The organism is Nonomuraea sp. NPDC052634 (assembly GCF_040678535.1).
GTDB lineage: Bacteria > Actinomycetota > Actinomycetes > Streptosporangiales > Streptosporangiaceae > Nonomuraea > Nonomuraea fastidiosa.
In genome coordinates this window covers 139,691-158,102 of record NZ_JBFATY010000007.1, presented here as the reverse complement: position 1 = coordinate 158,102, position 18,412 = coordinate 139,691, and the positions used below count along the sequence as shown (strand labels likewise).

14 protein-coding genes and 3 tRNA genes are annotated in these 18,412 nt (G+C 70.8%); 8 read left to right on the top strand and 9 right to left on the bottom strand.

What is annotated here, in order from left to right; all coding sequences use genetic code 11:
• Positions 1–31 precede the first annotated feature (31 nt).
• The 4 genes from AB0K67_RS28245 to AB0K67_RS28230 all read right to left on the bottom strand — a co-directional run bounded on the left by AB0K67_RS28245 (position 32) and on the right by AB0K67_RS28230 (position 950).
• Positions 32–106, bottom strand: a tRNA-Val gene (locus tag AB0K67_RS28245).
• Between the two features lie 4 nt (positions 107–110).
• Positions 111–181: transfer RNA gene (locus AB0K67_RS28240), tRNA-Cys, on the bottom strand.
• 19 nt (positions 182–200) lie between these two features.
• Positions 201–272 (bottom strand) — tRNA-Gly (locus tag AB0K67_RS28235).
• A 42-nt stretch (positions 273–314) separates the two neighbouring features.
• Positions 315–950, bottom strand: coding sequence for an ACT domain-containing protein (locus tag AB0K67_RS28230; RefSeq protein ID WP_364066304.1), 636 nt, complete (start codon positions 948–950; stop codon positions 315–317).
• Between the two features lie 83 nt (positions 951–1,033).
• Between AB0K67_RS28230 and dusB the strand changes: the two genes are divergently transcribed.
• Entirely contained in the window at positions 1,034–2,146 is a 1,113-nt protein-coding gene (dusB, locus tag AB0K67_RS28225; RefSeq protein WP_364066302.1) for a tRNA dihydrouridine synthase DusB, read from the top strand.
• A gap of 117 nt (positions 2,147–2,263) precedes the next feature.
• On the opposite strand, the gene AB0K67_RS28220 is transcribed toward dusB, so the two are convergent.
• Entirely contained in the window at positions 2,264–3,418 is a 1,155-nt protein-coding gene (locus AB0K67_RS28220; RefSeq protein WP_364066299.1) for an ROK family protein, read from the bottom strand.
• A gap of 171 nt (positions 3,419–3,589) precedes the next feature.
• On the opposite strand from AB0K67_RS28220, the gene AB0K67_RS28215 reads away from it, so the two are divergent.
• From AB0K67_RS28215 to AB0K67_RS28185, 7 genes are all read left to right on the top strand, one after another.
• Positions 3,590–4,909, top strand: coding sequence for a glycoside hydrolase family 36 protein (locus tag AB0K67_RS28215; RefSeq protein WP_364066297.1), 1,320 nt, complete (start codon positions 3,590–3,592; stop codon positions 4,907–4,909).
• A complete protein-coding gene (locus AB0K67_RS28210; RefSeq protein WP_364066295.1) occupies positions 4,906–5,850 on the top strand; it encodes a sugar ABC transporter permease in 945 nt (314 codons plus the stop codon). The genes AB0K67_RS28215 and AB0K67_RS28210 overlap by 4 nt, the downstream gene beginning before the upstream one ends.
• Positions 5,851–5,857: 7 nt before the next feature.
• On the top strand, positions 5,858–6,685 hold the full coding sequence (locus AB0K67_RS28205) for a carbohydrate ABC transporter permease (RefSeq protein ID WP_364066292.1): 828 nt from the start codon (positions 5,858–5,860) through the stop codon (positions 6,683–6,685).
• Positions 6,686–6,726: 41 nt separating this feature from the next.
• Positions 6,727–8,073, top strand: a complete 1,347-nt coding sequence (locus AB0K67_RS28200; protein ID WP_364066290.1) for a sugar ABC transporter substrate-binding protein — start codon at positions 6,727–6,729, stop codon at positions 8,071–8,073.
• 8 nt (positions 8,074–8,081) lie between these two features.
• Positions 8,082–9,623 (top strand): alkaline phosphatase D family protein, encoded by a 1,542-nt coding sequence (locus AB0K67_RS28195; protein WP_364066288.1) that lies wholly within the window; start codon positions 8,082–8,084, stop codon positions 9,621–9,623.
• Between the two features lie 137 nt (positions 9,624–9,760).
• Positions 9,761–11,605, top strand: coding sequence for an NPCBM/NEW2 domain-containing protein (locus AB0K67_RS28190; protein ID WP_364066285.1), 1,845 nt, complete (start codon positions 9,761–9,763; stop codon positions 11,603–11,605).
• A gap of 14 nt (positions 11,606–11,619) precedes the next feature.
• Positions 11,620–13,227 (top strand): beta-N-acetylhexosaminidase, encoded by a 1,608-nt coding sequence (locus tag AB0K67_RS28185; RefSeq protein ID WP_364066283.1) that lies wholly within the window; start codon positions 11,620–11,622, stop codon positions 13,225–13,227.
• An 18-nt stretch (positions 13,228–13,245) separates the two neighbouring features.
• Here AB0K67_RS28185 and AB0K67_RS28180 read toward each other — a convergent pair whose 3' ends face one another.
• The 4 genes from AB0K67_RS28180 to AB0K67_RS28165 all read right to left on the bottom strand — a co-directional run bounded on the left by AB0K67_RS28180 (position 13,246) and on the right by AB0K67_RS28165 (position 18,406).
• Complete coding sequence (locus AB0K67_RS28180; protein WP_364066281.1) at positions 13,246–13,749, bottom strand: DUF2087 domain-containing protein; 504 nt, start codon at positions 13,747–13,749, stop codon at positions 13,246–13,248.
• A 239-nt stretch (positions 13,750–13,988) separates the two neighbouring features.
• Complete coding sequence (locus AB0K67_RS28175) at positions 13,989–16,487, bottom strand: DUF3516 domain-containing protein (protein ID WP_364066278.1); 2,499 nt, start codon at positions 16,485–16,487, stop codon at positions 13,989–13,991.
• Positions 16,488–16,541: 54 nt separating this feature from the next.
• Complete coding sequence (locus tag AB0K67_RS28170; protein ID WP_364066276.1) at positions 16,542–17,045, bottom strand: N-acetyltransferase family protein; 504 nt, start codon at positions 17,043–17,045, stop codon at positions 16,542–16,544.
• A 68-nt stretch (positions 17,046–17,113) separates the two neighbouring features.
• Positions 17,114–18,406 carry an acyltransferase gene (locus AB0K67_RS28165; RefSeq protein WP_364066274.1) on the bottom strand — a complete coding sequence of 431 codons (1,293 nt, stop codon included), beginning with the start codon at positions 18,404–18,406 and terminating at the stop codon, positions 17,114–17,116.
• Positions 18,407–18,412: the final 6 nt, after the last annotated feature.

Sequence of the window (18,412 nt, the reverse complement as noted above, 5' to 3'; positions counted from 1 at the left end):
CCCCGGCCAGACGGCCGGGGGCTTCGTCACGTGGTGGACGATACTGGGATTGAACCAGTGACCTCTTCCGTGTCAGGGAAGCGCTCTCCCGCTGAGCTAATCGTCCATCGAGGTGGCGACGGGATTTGAACCCGTGTGGACGGCTTTGCAGGCCGCTGCCTCGCCTCTCGGCCACGCCACCGAGGTCAAACCCCTCTCCGAGCGGAAGACGGGATTCGAACCCGCGACCCTCACCTTGGCAAGGTGATGCTCTACCCCTGAGCCACTTCCGCGCTGTTGCGTGGTTAACAATAGCGCGTTTTCGGACCGGATGCTTACTTGCGGAGCTGGCGGGCCACGCTTCGCTCGGTCGCCGGGAGGCTCAGGAAGATCTCCAGGATCCGCGTGAGCCGGTGGACCTCGATGCGGTGGAAGGCCGGGCCCTCGCTGCGGCCGAGCAGCAGGGAGAGCGCCAGCGGCGGCAGCGGCGCGTGGATCAGGTGGGGGCCGCCCTCGATGGTCAGCGCCGTCGGCCGGGCCGGCACGTCGGCGGGGAGGGTGAAGTCTTCGGGCGCGCGCCAGCTCGCGTACACGATGCGGCCCTCGGCGGCGGTGGCCGCCCAGTCGGCGCTGAACAGCACCGGCAGCGAGTCGATCAGCGTGGTCAGCGCGCGGTCGCCCGCGGTGGTGATGTATTTGAGTATCTCCAGCTCGGGGTAGGTGCCCGGCGCCTCGCGTGTGGGCCAGATGCCGTCGACGCTCACGCCGTCGATGCTCTCCAGGGATTTGGCCAGATCTTGCCTGGACGTGCTCTCGGGGCTGAAGATCGTGATGTCGTCGACCGCCCGGCCGTCGCCCCTGTCGAGCACGGTCACCTGCGTGATGTCGGCCCCGGCGGCGCCCAGGGCCTTGGTCACCTGCGCCAGCGAGCCCGGCCTGTCGGGCAGCGTGAGGCGTACGCGAAGAAGCATCCATCCCCCTCAACCGACGATGCTGATCACAGACTATCGGGCGGAATACCGGTTACGGCCTGACCTGCGCTACAACTGACGGGGTGAAGATTGGGCCGATCGGGGTGTGGCCCCCGGTGGTGCTGGCGCCGATGGCGGGCATCACGAACGCGCCGTTCCGGGTGCTCTGCCGGGAGCAGGGCGCGGGGCTTTTCGTCTGCGAGATGATCACCACGCGGGCCCTGGTCGAGCGCCATCCGAAGACGATGCGGATGATCAGGTTCGCCGAGTCGGAGCGGCCGAGGAGCATCCAGCTCTACGGCGTCGATCCCGTCGTCGTCGGCAAGGCGGTCCGGATGATCGTGGACGAGGACCTCGCCGACCACATCGATCTCAACTTCGGCTGCCCGGTGCCCAAGGTGACCCGGCGCGGGGGCGGGGCGGCGCTGCCGTACAAGCGGAACCTGCTGCGGCGCATCCTGCGCGAGGCCGTCTCCAACGCCGGGCCGCTGCCCGTGACGATGAAGATGCGCAAGGGCATCGACGACGACCACCTGACCTACCTCGACGCCGGACGGATCGCCGCCGACGAGGGGGTCGCGGCGATCGCGCTGCACGCCCGCACGGCCAAGCAGCACTACGGCGGCGTCGCCGACTGGGAGGCCATCGCCCGGCTGAAGGAGGCCGTGCCGGAGATCCCCGTGCTGGGCAACGGCGACATCTGGTGCGCCGACGACGCGCTCGCGATGGTGGCGCGCACCGGCTGCGACGGCGTCGTGGTCGGGCGCGGCTGCCTCGGGCGGCCGTGGCTGTTCAAGGACCTGGAGAACGCGTTCAACGGCAGCGCCGAGCGGGCCCGCCCGACGCTGGGCGAGGTCGCCGACGTGATGGCCCGCCACGCCCAGGGGCTGGTGGAGAGCTTCGAGACCGAGCGCTACGCGATCGCCGACTTCCGCAAGCACATCGGCTGGTACTTGAAGGGCTTCACGGTCGGCAGCGAGCTGCGGCGCGAGCTCGCCACCGCCCAGTCGCTCGACGCGCTGCGCGAGAGCCTGGCGAAGCTGGAGCGCGACCAGCCGTGGCCGCCCAACACCGACACGCCGCGCGGCAAGTCGGGGGAGCGGCCGAAGGTGCACCTGCCGGACGGATGGCTCGACGACCCGTGGGACTGCCCGATCCCCGAAGGCGACGCCGAGTCCGATATCTCCGGCGGCTGATCCGGCCAGGCCGAAGCCGAACTGACCCGGCCCCGCTGCTCCGGTCCGGCCGGCCCCGTCCTGAGGCTGCCCGATGCGGCTGAACGGGCCCCCGTGCCGTTCAGCGCGTGACCGGAGTCAGCGGGTGACCGGGAGCGGGCCCGCGTCGGGCGTGAAGAGCTGCTCGTCCAGGTGCTCGACGGCGTAGTCGATCGCGCCCGCCACCACGCACTCGTCGCCGAGCGCCGACGCGCGCACCTCGGGCAGCCGCATGCAGCGCCGCTCCAGGCGGTCGCGCAGCCGGTCGAGCAGCACGTCGGCCGAGCGGGAGAAGCCGCCGCCGAGCACCACCATCTGCGGGTCGAGGATGAGGACCATGGCGGCGGTGCCCACGGCGAGGTCGTCGACGTAACGCTCGACGGCCTCGATCGCGACCGGGTCGCCGTCACGGGCGGCGGCCAGCGTGTGGCCGGCCGCGTCCTCCGGCGGCGTGCCGGGCGGCACGGACGCGCACCGCTGCAGGTGCTCGGGAGCGTCGAACCAGCGCGCCTCCTCCAGCATGGAGATCTCGCCGGCCGCCGCGCCGAAGCCGCGGTGCACCTTGCCGCCGATGATGAGCCCGGCGCCCATGCGCCTGCCGACGTGCAGGAACACCACGTCCTTCGCCCCCTTGGCCACGCCGCGCCTGGTCTCGGCCATGGCGGCCAGGCGGCTGTCGTTCTCGATGAGCACCTGGCAGGGGAACATCTCGCGCAGCTTGCCCGCCAGGTCGAGATCGCGCCATGCGGGCACGGCGGCGGAGTAGACGACGTGGCCCTCGACGTCGATGACGCCGATCGTGCCCGCCGAGATCGTCCACACGTCGGAGATCGCCGTATGGCTGAGCGTCAGGCACCCGGAGACGGCCTGCTCGATCGCGGACAGCCTTTCATCGAGCGGCGCGTCGGGCGCGACCGGGCGCCGGGTCTCGGCGAGTATCCGCCCGTCGAGGTCGGACACGGCGGCGCGGATGTTGTGACCCCCGATGTCCACGCCCACGAGGTAGCCGCTGTCGGCGCGGAACCGGTAGCGGCGGGCAGGACGGCCCATCGTGCCGGGGCTCGGTGGCACCTCCTCGACCCAGCCGAGCGCCATCAGCTCGTCGGTGACCTCCTTCATCGACGGCCGGGACAGGCCGGTGCGCTCGGCCAGCGCCGACAGGGTGAGCGGCCCGGCGCCGCGCAGCGCCCTGATGGCGGTCAGGGTGTTGAGCTGCCGCAGCCGGGACAGGTCGCCGCCGCGTAGGTCCGCCATCAACCGTCCTTAATGTAGGTGTCCTCTGTAAGGCGCCATTATGCCAGCTCGTCAGCACCCGTGTAATTCGGCGGCCTCCCATGGTGCAGGAATCGGAGCATTGACCCTCTGTGAGAGCCGGTGCTACTAATGAAGTGCTCCTTCGTAAGTTGCTGAGGAAGTGAGAGCCCCATGCCGTTCGCGGACGTCGGCGACGTCAGGTGCCGCCCTCAAGACGCTCGGATCTTCGAGCACGGCTGGCAGTCCTGGAGCCCCACGGGCCGGTACCGCTGGACCGACGCGCCGCCCCGGGCGGCCACCGAGACGATCCAGATCCTCGCCTACCGGCCGGAGACCCCCGTCCCCGACGGCGTCTTCCAGGGCGAGGGGCTGCTCGCCATCGAGCCGGACGGCGGCGAGAGCGGGGTGGTCGAGCTGTGGTCGGCGCCCGGCCCCGAGCAGGTGCCCTCCATCAGGGTCCGCGAGGAGGGCGGCCGGCTGGTCGTCTCCGCCGACGGCCCGGTACGCCACCACCGCTACGAGGGCGGCCTCGACCGGGCGTTACGTGCCTGGGCCGACGAGATGGCGCGCGGCCACGCGCCGGAGCGTTTCCCCGCCGTCCCGCCCATGTGGTGCACCTGGTACGGCTACTGGGACAAGGTCACCGACACCGACGTCATCGACAACCTCATGCTCTGCGAGCACGAGGGGGTCGGCGCCGAGATGATCCTCATCGACGACGGCTACGAGGCCGAGATCGGCGACTGGCTGGAGGGCAGGCCCGGGTTCGGCTCGCTCCGGCGGGCCGTGGACGCCGTCACCGAGGCCGGCCTGCGGACCGGGATCTGGACCGCGCCGTTCCTCGTCGGCCACCGCAGCCGCATCCACCGCGAGCACCCCGACTGGCTGGTGGGCGGCGCGTACGCCGGCCACATGTGGAACCAGGAGCTGGCCGTCCTCGACGTCACCCACCCCGAGGCCGCCGAGCACCTGGTGAACGTCTTCCGCACGCTGGCCGGGATGGGCATCAGCCACTTCAAGCTCGACTACATCTACGCCGGGGCGCTGACCGGGCGGCGGCACGAGGACATCGACCCGATCGCGGCGTACCGGCTGGGCCTGGAGCTCATCCGCAAGGGCGCGGGACCCGACACCACGCTGCACGGCTGCGGCGCGCCCATGCTGCCCAGCATCGGGCTGGTCGACATCATGCGGGTCAGCCCCGACATGGCCCCCACGCTGCTGCCCAAGTCCGGCGACATCAGCCAGCCCTCCCAGCTCGGCGCCCGGCTCACCGGCGCGGCCCGCGAGTTCCTGCACGCACGCTGGTGGGTGAACGACCCCGACTGCATCATCCTGCGGCCCGAGGTCGAGGCCAGGGAGGAGTGGGCGGCCCACATCGAGGCCACGGGCGGGCTGCGCGGATCCAGCGACCCGATCGCGGCGCTCGACGAGTGGGGCCTGGAGACGACCAGGCGGCTCATGGTCCCGACGGCGACGGACCCGTCATGACCAGCGGCACCGCGCAGCGCCGTGTCGCCGGTGCCGCCGGCCTGGCCCGCCGAGCCGAACGGCCGCCCCGCAGGCGGGGCCGCTGGCACCCGTACCTGTTCATCGGGCCGAGCCTGTTCGGGGTGGTGGCGTTCCTGCTGCTGCCCATGGTCATCGTCATCGTGCTCAGCCTGTTCGACTGGGAGCTGCTGTCGGCGCCCGAGTTCGCCGGTCTGGACAACTACCGCAGGCTGATCGGCGACGGCGAGACCTGGCACTCGCTCGGCGTCACCGTCGGCTACGTGCTGCTCAGCATCCCGCTGCAGACCGTGCTCGCCCTGGCGCTCGCGCTGCTGCTCGACCGCAAGATCACGGGAATGCGGTTCTACCGCGCGCTGTTCGTCGTGCCCTGGATGGCCACGCCGATCGTGCTCGCCCTCATCTGGAGCTGGATCTTCGACCCCCGCGACGGCGCGATCAACAGCGCGCTCGCGATGATCGGCATCACCGGGCCCGACTGGCTGTCCGACCCGGCCTGGGCGCTGCCCGCCGTCGCGCTGGTCAGCGTCTGGCAGTACACGGGCTACAACATGCTGTTCTTCCTGGCCGGGCTGCAGGGCATCCCCAAGGAGCTGCACGACGCCGCCGCCATCGACGGCGCCACCTCGGCCCAGCGGTTCTGGCGGGTGACGCTGCCGCTGCTCAACCCCACGATGTTCTTCGTCATGGTGACGAACATGATCGGCGCGTTCCAGGTGTTCGACACCGTCTACGCGATGACCGCGGGCGGCCCGAGCCGCAGCACCGAGGTGCTCAACTTCCGCATCTTCGAGACCGCGTTCAAGCAGTTCGACTTCGGTTACGCCGCCACGCTGTCCACGCTGCTCTTCGTGATCATCTTCCTGGTCACGGTGGCGCAGGTCAGGTTCTTCGGCAAGCGCACCACCTACGACCTGAGCTGAGGCCGTCATGACTCCCATCACCGCCAGGATCCGGCGCGCCCTGCTCTATGCCGTGCTGGTCGCGGGCGCGTTCATCTCCGTCTTCCCGTACCTGCTGGTGCTGCTCACCGCGTTCAAGACGCAGGCGCAGCTCAGCTCCACCGCGCCGTGGCTGCCCGGCCTGCCGCCGACCACGGACAACCTGGCCACCATGCTGTCCGGCGACTTCCCGCGCTTCATACTCAACACCGCGATCATGACGGCGGTGCTGACCGCCGGGCAGCTCGTGTTCACCACGTTCGCCGCGTACGCGTTCGCCAGGCTCCGCTTCCGCGGCAGGGACGTGCTGTTCTGGCTGTTCGTGGCCACGATGATGGTGCCGAGCGCGGTGACCATGATCCCGCTGTTCCTCATCATGCGGGAGCTCGACCTCGTCAACACCTGGTACGGCCTGCTCATCCCGTACGTGCTCGGCACCCCGTACGGCATCTTCCTGATGCGGCAGTTCTTCAAGACGCTGCCCGCCGGCCTGGAGGAGGCGGCCAGGATCGACGGCGCCGGGCCGCTGACGATCCTGCTGCGCGTCCTGCTGCCGCTGTGCCGGCCGGCGCTCGGCACCCTCGCCATCATCACGATCATCTCGTCCTGGAACAGCTTCCTGTGGCCGCTGATCATCACGAGCGGCGACGAGACCAAGGTGATCACCGTCGCGATCGCCACGCTCAAGGACGGCATCGGCGTCGACTACCACCTCATGATGGCCGGCAGCCTCATCGCGCTGGCCCCCATGGTCGTGATCTTCATCTTCTTCCAGAAGTACATCGTCAGGTCGGTGGTCCTCACCGGCCTCAAGTGAGCCTGCTCCGGCAGGCGCAGACCGCAAGAAGAGGTCAGCGAATGCTGAAGAACCCCCCGATTCGCTGCGCGTTGCTCGCCAATGTGCTCGTCAAAGGGCTCGCCACCACACTCGCCTCCGTGCTCGCCCTGTCCGCATGCGGAACGGGCGGGGGAGACGGCGGCGGCGACGGCGGCGGCGAGAAGGTCACCTTGACCTACCGGCTCTGGGACGACCAGCAGAAGGTGGGCTACGAGAAGGTGATGGCGGCCTTCGAGAAGGCCAACCCGGACATCGACGTGCGGATCGAGCTGCTGCCGTACGACCAGTACTGGACGAAGCTCACCGCCGACGCGGTCGCCGGCACCGCGCCCGACGTGTTCTGGATGACCCCCACCCAGTTCCCCGAGTACGTCACCAAGGGCGTGCTGGCCCCCGTCAAGGTGGACACCGCCAAGTACCACCCGACGGTCGCCGCCTCCTTCGAGTACGAGGGCAAGATGTACGGCGTCCCGAAGGACTGGGGCATCGTCGGCCTGCTCTACAACAAGGACCTGTTCAAGAAGGCCGGCGTGGAGATGCCGGACAAGCTCACCTGGGCCGCCGACGGCTCCGGCACCCTGCTGGAGACGGCGCGCAAGCTGACCGTGGACGAGGCGGGCAAGCACCCCGGCGACGCCGGGTTCGACCCGGACAAGGTCGAGACGTACGGCTTCGCGTCCTGGAACCACTACCAGACGCAGTGGATGAACTGGATCGCCTCCAACGGCGGCAAGCTCGTCGACAAGCCGTTCGGCACGTACGTCTTCAACGACGCCGCCTCCGTGCAGGCCCTGCAGTTCGGCGTGGACCTGGTCAACAAGCACCACGTGTCGCCACCCGCCACCCAGACCAACCCGCCCACCGGCAAGGTCACCGACATGTTCAAGGCGGGCAAGATCGCGATGTTCCCCGCCAACAACGCGCTGCTGCCGTTCGTGGCTCCGGAGTCGACGTTCGAGGTGGGCGTCGCGCCCATGCCCGAAGGGCCGCAGGGCCGCGCGGTCAACCTCAACGGCCTGGCCGAGGCCGTCTACGCCAAGAGCAAGCACCCCGAAGAGGCGATGCGGCTGGCCACCTGGCTCGGCACCCAGGAGCCCCAGAAGATGATGGCCGACGAGGGCTACGTCTTCCCCGCGCTCACCGGCCTGGAGCAGGGCTACGTGGACTTCTGGAAGGCCAAGGGCATCGACGTCACGCCGTTCGCCGAGGAGGCGAAGGGCACGACCTTCCCCCTGCCGATCACGACCGGCTTCACCGGGTTCGAGACGAAGCTCAACCAGATCTTCAACGAGATGTATCTCGGAAAACTCTCTCCGCAACAGGCGGCCGACCAGGCTGTCGCCGAAGGCAACGCCACCGTCAAGTGAGGACCCCCATGATCACCCGGCGTGCTCTTTTCGCCGGGGGCGTCAGCCTGGGCATGTCCGCCGCGCTGGGGGTCACCCCCGCGCGTGCCGCCCGCCGCGCCCCCATCTCCGACCCCTTCCAGCTCGGCGTCGCCTCCGGCGAGCCCACCCCCGACGGCGTGGTCCTGTGGACCCGCCTGGCGATGAACCCGATCGCGCTCGACGGCCGCGGCGGCATGCCCGACCGGCCGGTGACCGTCGAATGGCAGCTCGCCGAGGACGAGAACTTCCGCAAGATCGTGAGAAGCGGCGCCGAGACGGCCCTGCCCGAGTCCGCCCACAGCGTGCACGTGGAGCTGGAAGGGCTCAGGCCCGGCGCGGAGTACTTCTACCGGTTCAAGGCGGCGAACGAGCTGAGCCCCGTCGGCCGTACGCTCACCGCCCCCGCGCCCGGCACCAGGACGAGGGCGCTGAACCTGTCGTTCACCTCCTGCGCCGACTACCAGGCCGGCTGGTTCACCCCCTACCGGCGCATGGCCGAGGACGAGCCCGACCTCATCGCCTTCCTCGGCGACTACATCTACGAGTACGGCGACTACAAGTACCCCGTACGCGACCAGGCCGGCGGCGAATGCCTCGACCTGGCCGGCTACCGGCTGCGCCACGCCCAGCACAAGGCCGACCCGGAGACGCAGATGGCGCACGCCATCGCCCCCTGGGTCGTGGTGTGGGACGACCACGACATCGAGAACGCCTGGGCCGGCGACGTGCCCGAGCAGCCCGACCCGCCGTTCCTCGAGCGCCGGGCGGCCGCGTTCCAGGCGTACTACGAGAACATGCCGCTGCGCCGCGCCCAGAAGCCCGACGGGGCGTACCTGCACCTGTACCGCAGCATCCGCTGGGGCGCGGTCGCCAACCTGCACCTGCTCGACACCCGCCAGTACCGCGACCTGTACGCCTGCACCGGCAAGAGCGGCACGGTCGGCCCCGACTGCATGGAGCGCTTCGAGCCCAACAGGACCATCCTCGGCAGCGAGCAGGAGTCCTGGCTGGACAAGGAGCTGAAGGACTCGGCCGCCACCTGGGACCTGCTCGGCCAGCAGGTCTTCTTCATGGAGATGGACTGGACGAACGGCGAGGGCAAGGGCTACTCCAACGAGGGCTGGGACGGCTACGTCGCCTCCCGCAACCGGCTGACCGCCGCCATCGACACCTACAAGCGCAACGCGGTCGTGCTCACCGGAGACGTGCACTCCCACTGGGCCGGCGAGGTCAAGCGCGACTACCAGGACCCCGAGTCCAAGTCGGTGGCCGTCGAGCTGGTCACCACCTCGGTGACGAGCGCGGGCGACGGCCTGGACGAATACCCCGACACAACCGTCCTGCTGCAGGAGAACCCGCACGTCAAGTTCTTCAACGGCCGGCGCGGTTACGTACGGACCCGGATCACCGAGAGCGAGATGAAGGTCGACTTCCGCTCGCTGGCGCGCGTCACCGAGCCGTACGCCCCGGCCTACACCTCCGGCTCCTTCGTCATCGAGCCGGGCGATCCCACCCTCAACCCCGCCTGACCAGGAGCACCATGCGCATGCTCAAGACCGCTTTCACAAGGGTCGGGGCGGCCCTTCTCGCCCTGCCTCTGACGGCCGCCCTGTTATCCCCGCCGGAGGCCGCGGCGACCGCCACCGCACCGCTGACAGCGCCGCCCATGGGGTGGAGCACCCGCTCGCTCGGCTGCTCGGTCTCCGAGCAGTCCGTACGCAAGGCCGCCGACGCCATGGCGAGCCTCGCCCCGCTCGGCTACCGCTACGTCATCATCGACGACTGCTGGCTGGCCGCCCAGCGCAGCGGCGGCAAGCTGGCCCCCGACGCCACCCGCTTCCCCGGCGGCATCGCCGGCCTCGCCTCCTACCTCCACTCCAAGGGGCTGAAGCTCGGGCTCAGCCTCTCCGCCGGCACCACGGCGTGCTCGGGCGGCGGGCCCGGCTCGTACCGCAACGAGGCCGCCGACGCCGCCCAGATCAAGGCCTGGGGCGTGGACTACGTCAAGTACGACTGGTGCAACATCCCCACCGCCGACTTCCCCGGCAAGAACGTCCAGCAGATCGCCGAGGCGCTCTACCGGCCCATGCGGCAGGCGCTCGGCCAGGACATCGTGTTCGCCATGAACAACGAGGACGGCAGCACCGTCCCGTGGCTGTGGGGCAAGGACGCGGGCGCCACCACCTGGCGCACCAACGTCTACAACAAGCCCATCAACGGCACCTACCCCGACATGGTCGCCATCTGGGAGTTCAACCAGCTCAGAGCCGAGTACGCGGGCCCGGGAAGCTGGGCGGACCCCGACCTCGTCCAGGCCGGCCGCACCGGCATGACCGAGACCGAGCACCGCACCCAGATGACGCTGTGGGCCATGGCCGCCGCCCCGCTGATCCTCCAGACGCCCCCGCAGCAGGCGCCCGCGTCGATCGTCGCCAACCCCAAGGTCATCGCCGTGAACCAGGACCCGCTCGGCGTCCACGGCACGTTCGTCAAAACCGACGGCTGGTACCACGTGCTCGCCAAGCCCCTCGCGAACGGCGACCGGGCGATCGCGCTGTTCAACGAGAGCGACCGGGCGGCCGTCATCTCGGCCAGGCTCGGCAGCGGCCGCTACCGCGTGGAGGAGCTGTGGACCGGCGAGGTCTCCTCCACCACCGGCGAGCTGGCCGCCCAGGTGCCCGCGCACGCCGCCCGGCTCTACCGGGTCGCCGCGACCGACGCGGACGAGCAGGCGCCGCCGCTGGTCACCTTCGAGGCTGACCCGCAGAAGTTCCCCGGCGACGACCGGCCGTCCGTGCTGGAGCCCGGGGTGCCCGGCGAGATCGTCACCCGCGTCACCAACACCGGCGCCACCGCCGCGCTGCGCGACATCGAGGTGACCGCGAAGGCGCCCCAGGGCTGGACGATCGAGGCCGGCACCCCGGCCAGGACCGGCCTGCTGAAGCCGGGCAAGACGTTCACGGTCAGGTGGAACGTCACGGCGACCGCCCCGCCGGGCAGCTACGAGATCGAGTTCCGGCAGGGCGAGCGCACCGCCACCGCCGTCATCATGGTCGCCAAGGGGCCGGGGCCCGGCACGACGTACGTGAGCGACCTCGAATGGACGGCCGTCAAGAACCACTTCGGCCCCGTCGAGAAGGACACCAGCAACGGCGACCAGGCCGGAGGCGACGGCAGGCCCATCACCATCGAGGGCGTCCGCTACGCCAAGGGCCTCGGCGCGCACGCGCCCGCCGACATCGAGTACTACACCGGCGGCCGGTGCACGACCGTCCAGTTCTTCGCCGGCATCGACGACGAGGTGGGCGCGAACGGCTCGGCCGGGTTCGAGGTCTGGGCGGACGGCGGCCGTGTCGCCTACTCCGGCCTGATCACCGGATCGATGCCGGCCCGCAAGGTCACCGCGAACATCGAGGGCGCCCGATTCGTCCGGCTGGTCGCGACCAACGGCGGCGACAACGCCTACTACGACCACGTCGACTTCGCCGACGCCACCATCACCTGCACGTAAGGAGCCGCACGTTCATGATCGTTCCGAAGCCCGTCATGCAGGAGTCCAGGCCGGGGACGTTCGTCCTCGACGCCGGGACCTCGCTCGCGGCCGATCCCGCGCTGAGCGAGGTGGCGGCCTGGCTGCGCGGGGAGCTGGCCCCCGTCACCGGGGGCGAGCTGCTACCGGGTCCGGGCACGGAGTCGGGGGCGATCAGGCTGGTGCTCGGCGAGCTGCCGCCGGAGGCGTACCGGCTGAGCGTCGGGGAGCGCGTCGAGATCGTCGCGGGCGGTCCCGCCGGCGCCTTCTACGGCGCGCAGACGTTCCGGCAGCTGCTGCCCGCCGCCGTGTACCGCAAGGCGCCCGGCGGGCCGCTCGCCGTGCCGGGCACGTACGTCGAGGACGCGCCGCGCTTCGCCTGGCGCGGCTGCGTGCTTGACGTCGCCCGCCACTTCCTCACCAAGCACGAGGTGCTGCGCTTCATCGACCTGATGGCGCTGCACAAGCTCAACGTGCTGCACCTGCACCTCACCGACGACCAGGGCTGGCGGGTCGAGATCCGCCGCTACCCCCGGCTCACCGAGGTCGGCGCGTGGCGCAAGGAGAGCCAGACCGGCTGGAACGGCGCCATGGACGGCCGCCCCCACGGCGGCTACTACACCCAGGACGACCTCAGGGAGGTCGTGGCCTACGCCGCCCGGCGGCAGATCACCGTCGTCCCCGAGATCGACCTGCCCGGCCACACCCAGGCCGCCATCGCCGCCTACCCGGAGCTCGGCAACCTCGACACGCCGCTGGAGGTGCGCACCACCTGGGGCGTCGGCAGGAACGTGCTGAACGTCGAGGACTCCACGATCGCGTTCTTCCAGAACGTGCTGGAGGAGGTCCTGGAGATCTTCCCCAGCCCGTACGTCGTGCTCGGCGGCGACGAATGCCCCAAGGACCAGTGGAAGGAGAGCCCGGCCGCCCAGCGCCGCATCGCCGAGCTGGGGCTGCGCGACGAGGAGGAGCTACAGGGCTGGTTCATGCGGCAGTTCGGCGACTTCCTCGCCGAGCGCGGCCGGCGCATGGTCGGCTGGGACGAGGTGCTGGAGGGCGGCCCGCCGCCCGGCGCGATCATCGCGTCCTGGCGCGGCGAGCTGGGCGCGGTGGCGGCGGCCCGGCGCGGCCACGACGTCGTCAACTGCCCCAACACCTCCGTCTACTTCGACTACCGGCAGGGGCCGGGGGAGGACGAGCCGGTGCCGTTCGGGACGGTGCTGACGCTCGAGGACGTCTACGCCTTCGAGCCGATCCCGGCCGAGCTGCGCGGCGAACCGGCCGCCCGGCACGTGCTGGGCGCCCAGTGCGGCGTCTGGACCGAGCTGATCGACTCGGGCCGCCGGATCGACTACATGGCCTTCCCCCGGCTCGCCGCCTTCGCCGAGACCGTGTGGAGCTCCGAGTATCGCGATCTGCCCGGCTTCCTGCGCCGTCTTGAGGAGCACCTGCGCAGGCTCGACGCGATCGGCGTGGAGTACCGGCGGGCCGAGGGTCCGCTGCCCTGGCAGACCCGGCCGGGCGTGCCCGGCAGGCCCGAGTCGCCCGAACGGTGGCAGGCCAAGCTGGACGCCTGGACGAGCAGGCTGCGCGCGCTGAGCTGACGGCAACGTGAGAACCCGTCAGACGTCCACGGGGCCGCCGCTGCGCCAGTAGACGTTGCCCTCGCGGGACAGCAGCCCCTCGTCCACCAGATAGCGGCGCAGCGCCGCGTAGTCGTCGTGGAAGGCCCGCAGGGCGACGTCGACGTCCTTCTCGGGGTAGCGCACGCCCGGCTCGAAGACGCGCGAGACGTAGCGCAGCACGACGAGCCGCTTGTCGCGCCGCATCGCCAGCGTCGTCAGCCGCCCGTCCACCAGGAACGTGCGCAGCACCCGCTCCTCCTCGCTGAGCCGCTCGGCCGGCTCGGCGTGCGAGCGCAGCAGCTCGCGGAAGCGTTCGGGGGTGGCGCGCCACTTGCCGCTCTCGTCGCACGCGGCCAGCCCGCCGGCGGCCAGCTTGCGCAGCGCCTCGGGCGACCGGCACTCGGGCAGGCCGAGCACCAGGGAGGCGAAGGCGGTCAGGGTGTCGTTCTGGTAGAGCAGCCCCAGGACGCGGCGGATCTCTTCGTCGTTCACCTCCCTCATTGTGGTGAACGGCCCGCCCGCACCGCCACGCGTTATCGCCCAGGCGCCAGGCGTGTCCGCACGGCCACGGGCCGCTGGATACGGGGAATGTCACGATCTTGCGACACGACCATGACGAATCTCCGACGTTTTCCGGCCGACACTGAAGGTGACAGGCCGGTGCCGGGACGCCCGTTGCCAGTCCGTTCCGGCACACGGCTTGTTCTTTCTCCGCCTCCCATCGGGTGACCCCGGCGGCGTTACAGCCGGTTGAGACCCTGCACGTGCAGGACCGCCCGGCCCTCCTCGTCGGAGGCGGCCAGATCCACCTCGGCGTCGATGCCCCAGTCGCCGTGACCCTCGGGGTCCCTGATCGTCTGGCGCACCTTCCAGACGCCGTCCTCCTCCTCGATGCGCAGCAGCGCGGGGCCGCGCGCGTCGGCGTCGGTGAGGATCTCCTCGTGCTCGTCGTAGTACGCGTCGAGCGCCGCACCCCAGTCGACGTCGGGAGCCAGCTCCTCCAGCTCCTCCTCCTTCTCCAGGGCGCACAGCTCGACCAGCCGGAACATCGCGTTGCGCACCAGCACCCTGAAGGCCCGCGGGTTGCCGGTGACCGGCCGCACCTTGGTCTCCAGCTGCTGCTCCTCCTCCAGCGCCGCCGCCGGGTTGGTCAGCTTCTCCCACTCGTCGATCAGCGACGAGTCGACCTGCCGCACCATCTCGCCCAGCCACTCGATGAGGTCGACCAGGTCGTCGGTCTTCAGGTGCTCGGGCACCGTACGCGACAGCGTGCGGTAGGCGTCGGCCAGGTAGCGCAGCACCGTGCCCTCGGAGCGGGCCAGCTCGTAGAACTGGATGTACTCGCTGAACGTCATCGCCCGCTCGTACATGTCGCGCACCACCGATTTCGGGCTGACCGTGTAGTCGGCCACCCACGGGTGCCCGCGCCGGTAGGTCTCGTACGCGCCGAGCAGCAGGTCTTCGAGCGGCATCGGGTACATGACCTCGGCCAGCCGCTCCATGCGCTCTTCGTACTCGATGCCGTCGGCCTTCATCTGCGCCACGGCCTCGGCCCTGGCCTTCTTCAGCTGGGCCGACAGGATCTGGCGCGGGTCGTCGAGGATGGACTCGACGATCGAGACCATGTCCAGCGCGTACGACGGCGACTCGCGGTCGAGCAGGTCGAACGCCGCCAGCGCGAACGTCGACAGCGCCTGGTTGAGCGCGAAGTCCTCCTGCAGCTCGATCGTCAGCCTGGCCCGCCGCCCCTGCTCGTCGGGCTCGGGGAACTGCTCGACGATGCCGCCGGCGAGCAGCGACCGGTAGATCGCGATGGCCTGGCTGATGTGCCGCCGCTGCCATTTGCGGTCTTCGTGGTTGTCGGTCAGCAGGTGCTTCATCGCCTGGAAGCAGTCGCCAGGACGGTTGATCACCGCGAGCAGCATCGCGTTGCTCACCTTGAACCGCGAGGTGAGCGGCTCCGGCTCGGCCTCCTGGAGCTTGACGAACGTCTCCTCGCTCCAGCCCACGAACCCCTCCGGCGGCTTCTTGCGGGCATAGCCGCGCCGCCGCTTGGGGTCGTCGCCGATCTTGGCGAGCGCCCTGGCGTTCTCGATCTCGTGCTCGGGAGCCTGGCAGGCGACGTAGCCGATGGTGTCGAAGCCCGCGCGCCCGGCCCGGCCGGCGATCTGGTGGAACTCGCGGGCGCGCAGCCTGCGCACCTTGTTGCCGTCGAACTTCGACAGGGCCGTGAACAGCACCGTGCGGATCGGCACGTTGACGCCGACGCCGAGGGTGTCGGTGCCGCAGATGACCTTGAGCAGCCCCGCCTGGGCCAGCCGCTCCACCAGCCTGCGGTACTTCGGCAGCATGCCGGCGTGGTGGACGCCGATGCCGTGGCGCACCAGCCGCGACAGCGCCCGGCCGAACCGCGTGGTGAAGCGGAACCCGCCGATCATCTCGGCGATCGCTTCCTTCTCCTCGCGGGTCGCCATGTTGATCGACATCAGCGCCTGGGCGCGCTCCATCGCCGCGGCCTGCGTGAAGTGCACGACGTAGATCGGCGCCTGGCCGCCCTCGAGCATCTCCTCGATCGTCTCGTGCAGCGGCGTCATCCGGTACGAGTAGACCAGCGGCACCGGCCGCTCGGCGTGCTTGACCACCGCGGTCTCCCGCCCGGTGCGGCGGGTCAGGTCCTCCTTGAACATCGTGACGTCGCCGAGCGTGGCCGACATCAGGATGAACTGCACCTTCGGCAGCTCCAGCAGCGGCACCTGCCAGGCCCAGCCGCGGTCGGGCTCGGCGTAGAAGTGGAACTCGTCCATCACGACCTGGCCGATGTCGGCCTCGGCGCCGTCGCGCAGCGCCACGTTCGCGAGGATCTCGGCCGTGCAGCAGATGATCGGCGCGCCCGGGTTGACGCTCGCGTCGCCGGTCATCATGCCGACGTTCTCGGTGCCGAAGATCGCGCACAGGTCGAAGAACTTCTCCGACACCAGCGCCTTGATGGGGGCCGTGTAGAACGTGCGCTGGTCGCGGGTCAGCGCCGTGAAGTGGGCGCCGGCCGCCACCAGCGACTTGCCCGACCCGGTCGGCGTGGCCAGGATCAGGTTGTTGCCGGAGACGACCTCGATGAGGGCCTCTTCCTGAGCGGGATAGAGGGTGAGCCCCCGCTCGGCGTTCCACGCGACGAACGCGTCGAAGATCTCGTCGGGATCGGCGTCGATGTCTTCGGGCAGGCGGTCAACGAGAAGGCTCACACCCCTATCCTGCCGAAGTTCACCCGGTGCTCGAACCGCCGGAGGCCACCCGAGTCAGGAAGCGCGCAGGTCGAGCTGGAAAAGCGCGGTGTCGATCCAGCGGCCGAGCTTGAAACCCACCGCCTTCAGCCGGCCCGCCGCGCGGAAGCCGAGCCTCTCGTGCAGCCGCGCCGACGACGGGTCGCCGGTGTCCGCGATCACCGCGACGAGCTGCCTGGCCTGCGTCTCGCGCGCCCGCCCGATCAGCTCGCCGAGCAGCCGCCCGCCCAGGCCCCTGCCGGTGTGCTCGGGCGCGAGGTAGATGCTGTCCTCCAGCGTGTGGCGGTAGGCGGGCTTGGGGCGGTACTGGGAGAGGTAGGCGTACCCGGCCACCTTCCCGTCCACCACCGCCACCAGGAACGGCAGGCCCGCCTCCGAGATGGCGGCGGCCTTGGCCCGCCAGTCGCCGAGCCCCGGCGGCGTCTCGTCGAAGGTCACCGCGCTGGTCGTCACGTAGTGGGCGTAGATGTCGGCGACGGCCGGCAGGTCCGTCTCGCCGAGCGGGCGAATCAGCGTCATGCCCCGATTCTCGTGATCGGCGCATGACATCCGTATTTCCGGCTCATCACCGGGCCCGCGCCGCCGCCTCAGGACTCCAGCCGGGGCACGGTCATCAGCAGGCCGCCGAGCAGCGCCAGGACCGCCAGGAACGGCCCCGCGCCGGGCGCGAAACCGCCCACGGTCAGCGTCAGCACCCCGGCACCGACCAGCGCCGACGCGGCCAGCATGCCGCGCGTCCCGGTCTTGCCGTACGGCAGCGCGGGCGGCGCCTCGAACCTGGCGAACCACTTCACCAGCGGCCACATCACCAGGCACAGCAGCCCGAACCAGACCGGCCACCCGGCGAACCACAGCACGCTGCCCGGCCGCGGCGTGTCCACGCCCAGCAGCACCACGACCACCCCGGTCACCGCGAACAGGGCCGGCATGTGCCACAGGTACACCGTCATGACGCGCGGCCCCGCCCAGTCCAGCAGGCGGCCGAGCGGCAGCCGCACCAGCGCCGGACGCAGCAGCACGGCCAGCCCGATCTGGCCCAGGCCCACCGCCAGCATGGCCAGCGTGGGCGGCGCCATGTTCGACACCTCGGCGCCCGGCAGGCCGATCATGCTGCCCGGGTACGGCCCGTACGCCACCAGCAGCGCCGCCGCGCCGAACCCGCCCGCCGCCAGCAGCCCGGCGCCGCGCAGCCTGCCCTCGGCGTAGAAGAAGCCGAGCTGGTGCACCGCCAGCCAGACGAACACCACGTTCAGGTAGCCCACCGGATCGAACCCGGTCGAGAAGCGCGCCACGTCCGTCACCACCGCGCCCAGCGCCAGCGCCGCCGGCACCCGCCAGCCGTGCCGGGCGTGCAGCCGCAGCGCGTACGGGGTGGCGACCACCGCGATCAGGTACACCGCGAGGAACCACAGCAGCTGCCCGGTCAGCCGCGCGCCCACCTCCAGCGGCTGGGCGGGCACGCCCAGCGTGAGCAGCAGTTGCGGCAGCGGGATCCACACCGCCGCCAGCGGCAGCAGCGGCCAGGCCAGCCGCCGCAGCCGTACCGCCAGCCACGCGGGCGCCTGCGCCCCGGCCTGCTCCGAGCGGGCGAAGCTGATCGCGTTCGCCGCGCCGCCCGCGAAGAACACCAGCGGCATCACCTGGCTCAGCCAGGTGACCACCCACACGCCGGGCGTGGCCAGCGCGTTGCCGGTCGTCAGCCGGCCGTCCTCGTAGTCGAGCACCGGGATCGTCCAGTGCTGGAAGACGATCAGCGCCATGCCGGCCACGCGCAGCAGGTCGATGAACGGGTCGCGGCGCGAACGCGCGGGCCGCGCGGGCGCCGGCCGGGTCGCGGGCGGCGCCGCCTGGACAGGGGGCCGGTCCAGCAGCACGGTCATGACGGG

Bases quoted from the DNA above. Each gene is read 5' to 3' on its own strand.
- AB0K67_RS28230 (WP_364066304.1), bottom strand. From the start codon at position 950: ATGCTTCTTCGCGTACGCCTCACGCTGCCCGACAGGCCGGGCTCGCTG.
- AB0K67_RS28220 (WP_364066299.1), bottom strand. From the start codon at position 3,418: ATGGCGGACCTACGCGGCGGCGACCTGTCCCGGCTGCGGCAGCTCAAC.
- AB0K67_RS28215 (WP_364066297.1), top strand. From the start codon at position 3,590: ATGCCGTTCGCGGACGTCGGCGACGTCAGGTGCCGCCCTCAAGACGCT.
- AB0K67_RS28210 (WP_364066295.1), top strand. From the start codon at position 4,906: ATGACCAGCGGCACCGCGCAGCGCCGTGTCGCCGGTGCCGCCGGCCTG.
- AB0K67_RS28205 (WP_364066292.1), top strand. From the start codon at position 5,858: ATGACTCCCATCACCGCCAGGATCCGGCGCGCCCTGCTCTATGCCGTG.
- AB0K67_RS28200 (WP_364066290.1), top strand. From the start codon at position 6,727: ATGCTGAAGAACCCCCCGATTCGCTGCGCGTTGCTCGCCAATGTGCTC.
- AB0K67_RS28195 (WP_364066288.1), top strand. From the start codon at position 8,082: ATGATCACCCGGCGTGCTCTTTTCGCCGGGGGCGTCAGCCTGGGCATG.
- AB0K67_RS28190 (WP_364066285.1), top strand. From the start codon at position 9,761: ATGGGGTGGAGCACCCGCTCGCTCGGCTGCTCGGTCTCCGAGCAGTCC.
- AB0K67_RS28185 (WP_364066283.1), top strand. From the start codon at position 11,620: ATGATCGTTCCGAAGCCCGTCATGCAGGAGTCCAGGCCGGGGACGTTC.
- AB0K67_RS28180 (WP_364066281.1), bottom strand. From the start codon at position 13,749: ATGAGGGAGGTGAACGACGAAGAGATCCGCCGCGTCCTGGGGCTGCTC.
- AB0K67_RS28170 (WP_364066276.1), bottom strand. From the start codon at position 17,045: ATGACGCTGATTCGCCCGCTCGGCGAGACGGACCTGCCGGCCGTCGCC.
- AB0K67_RS28165 (WP_364066274.1), bottom strand. From the start codon at position 18,406: ATGACCGTGCTGCTGGACCGGCCCCCTGTCCAGGCGGCGCCGCCCGCG.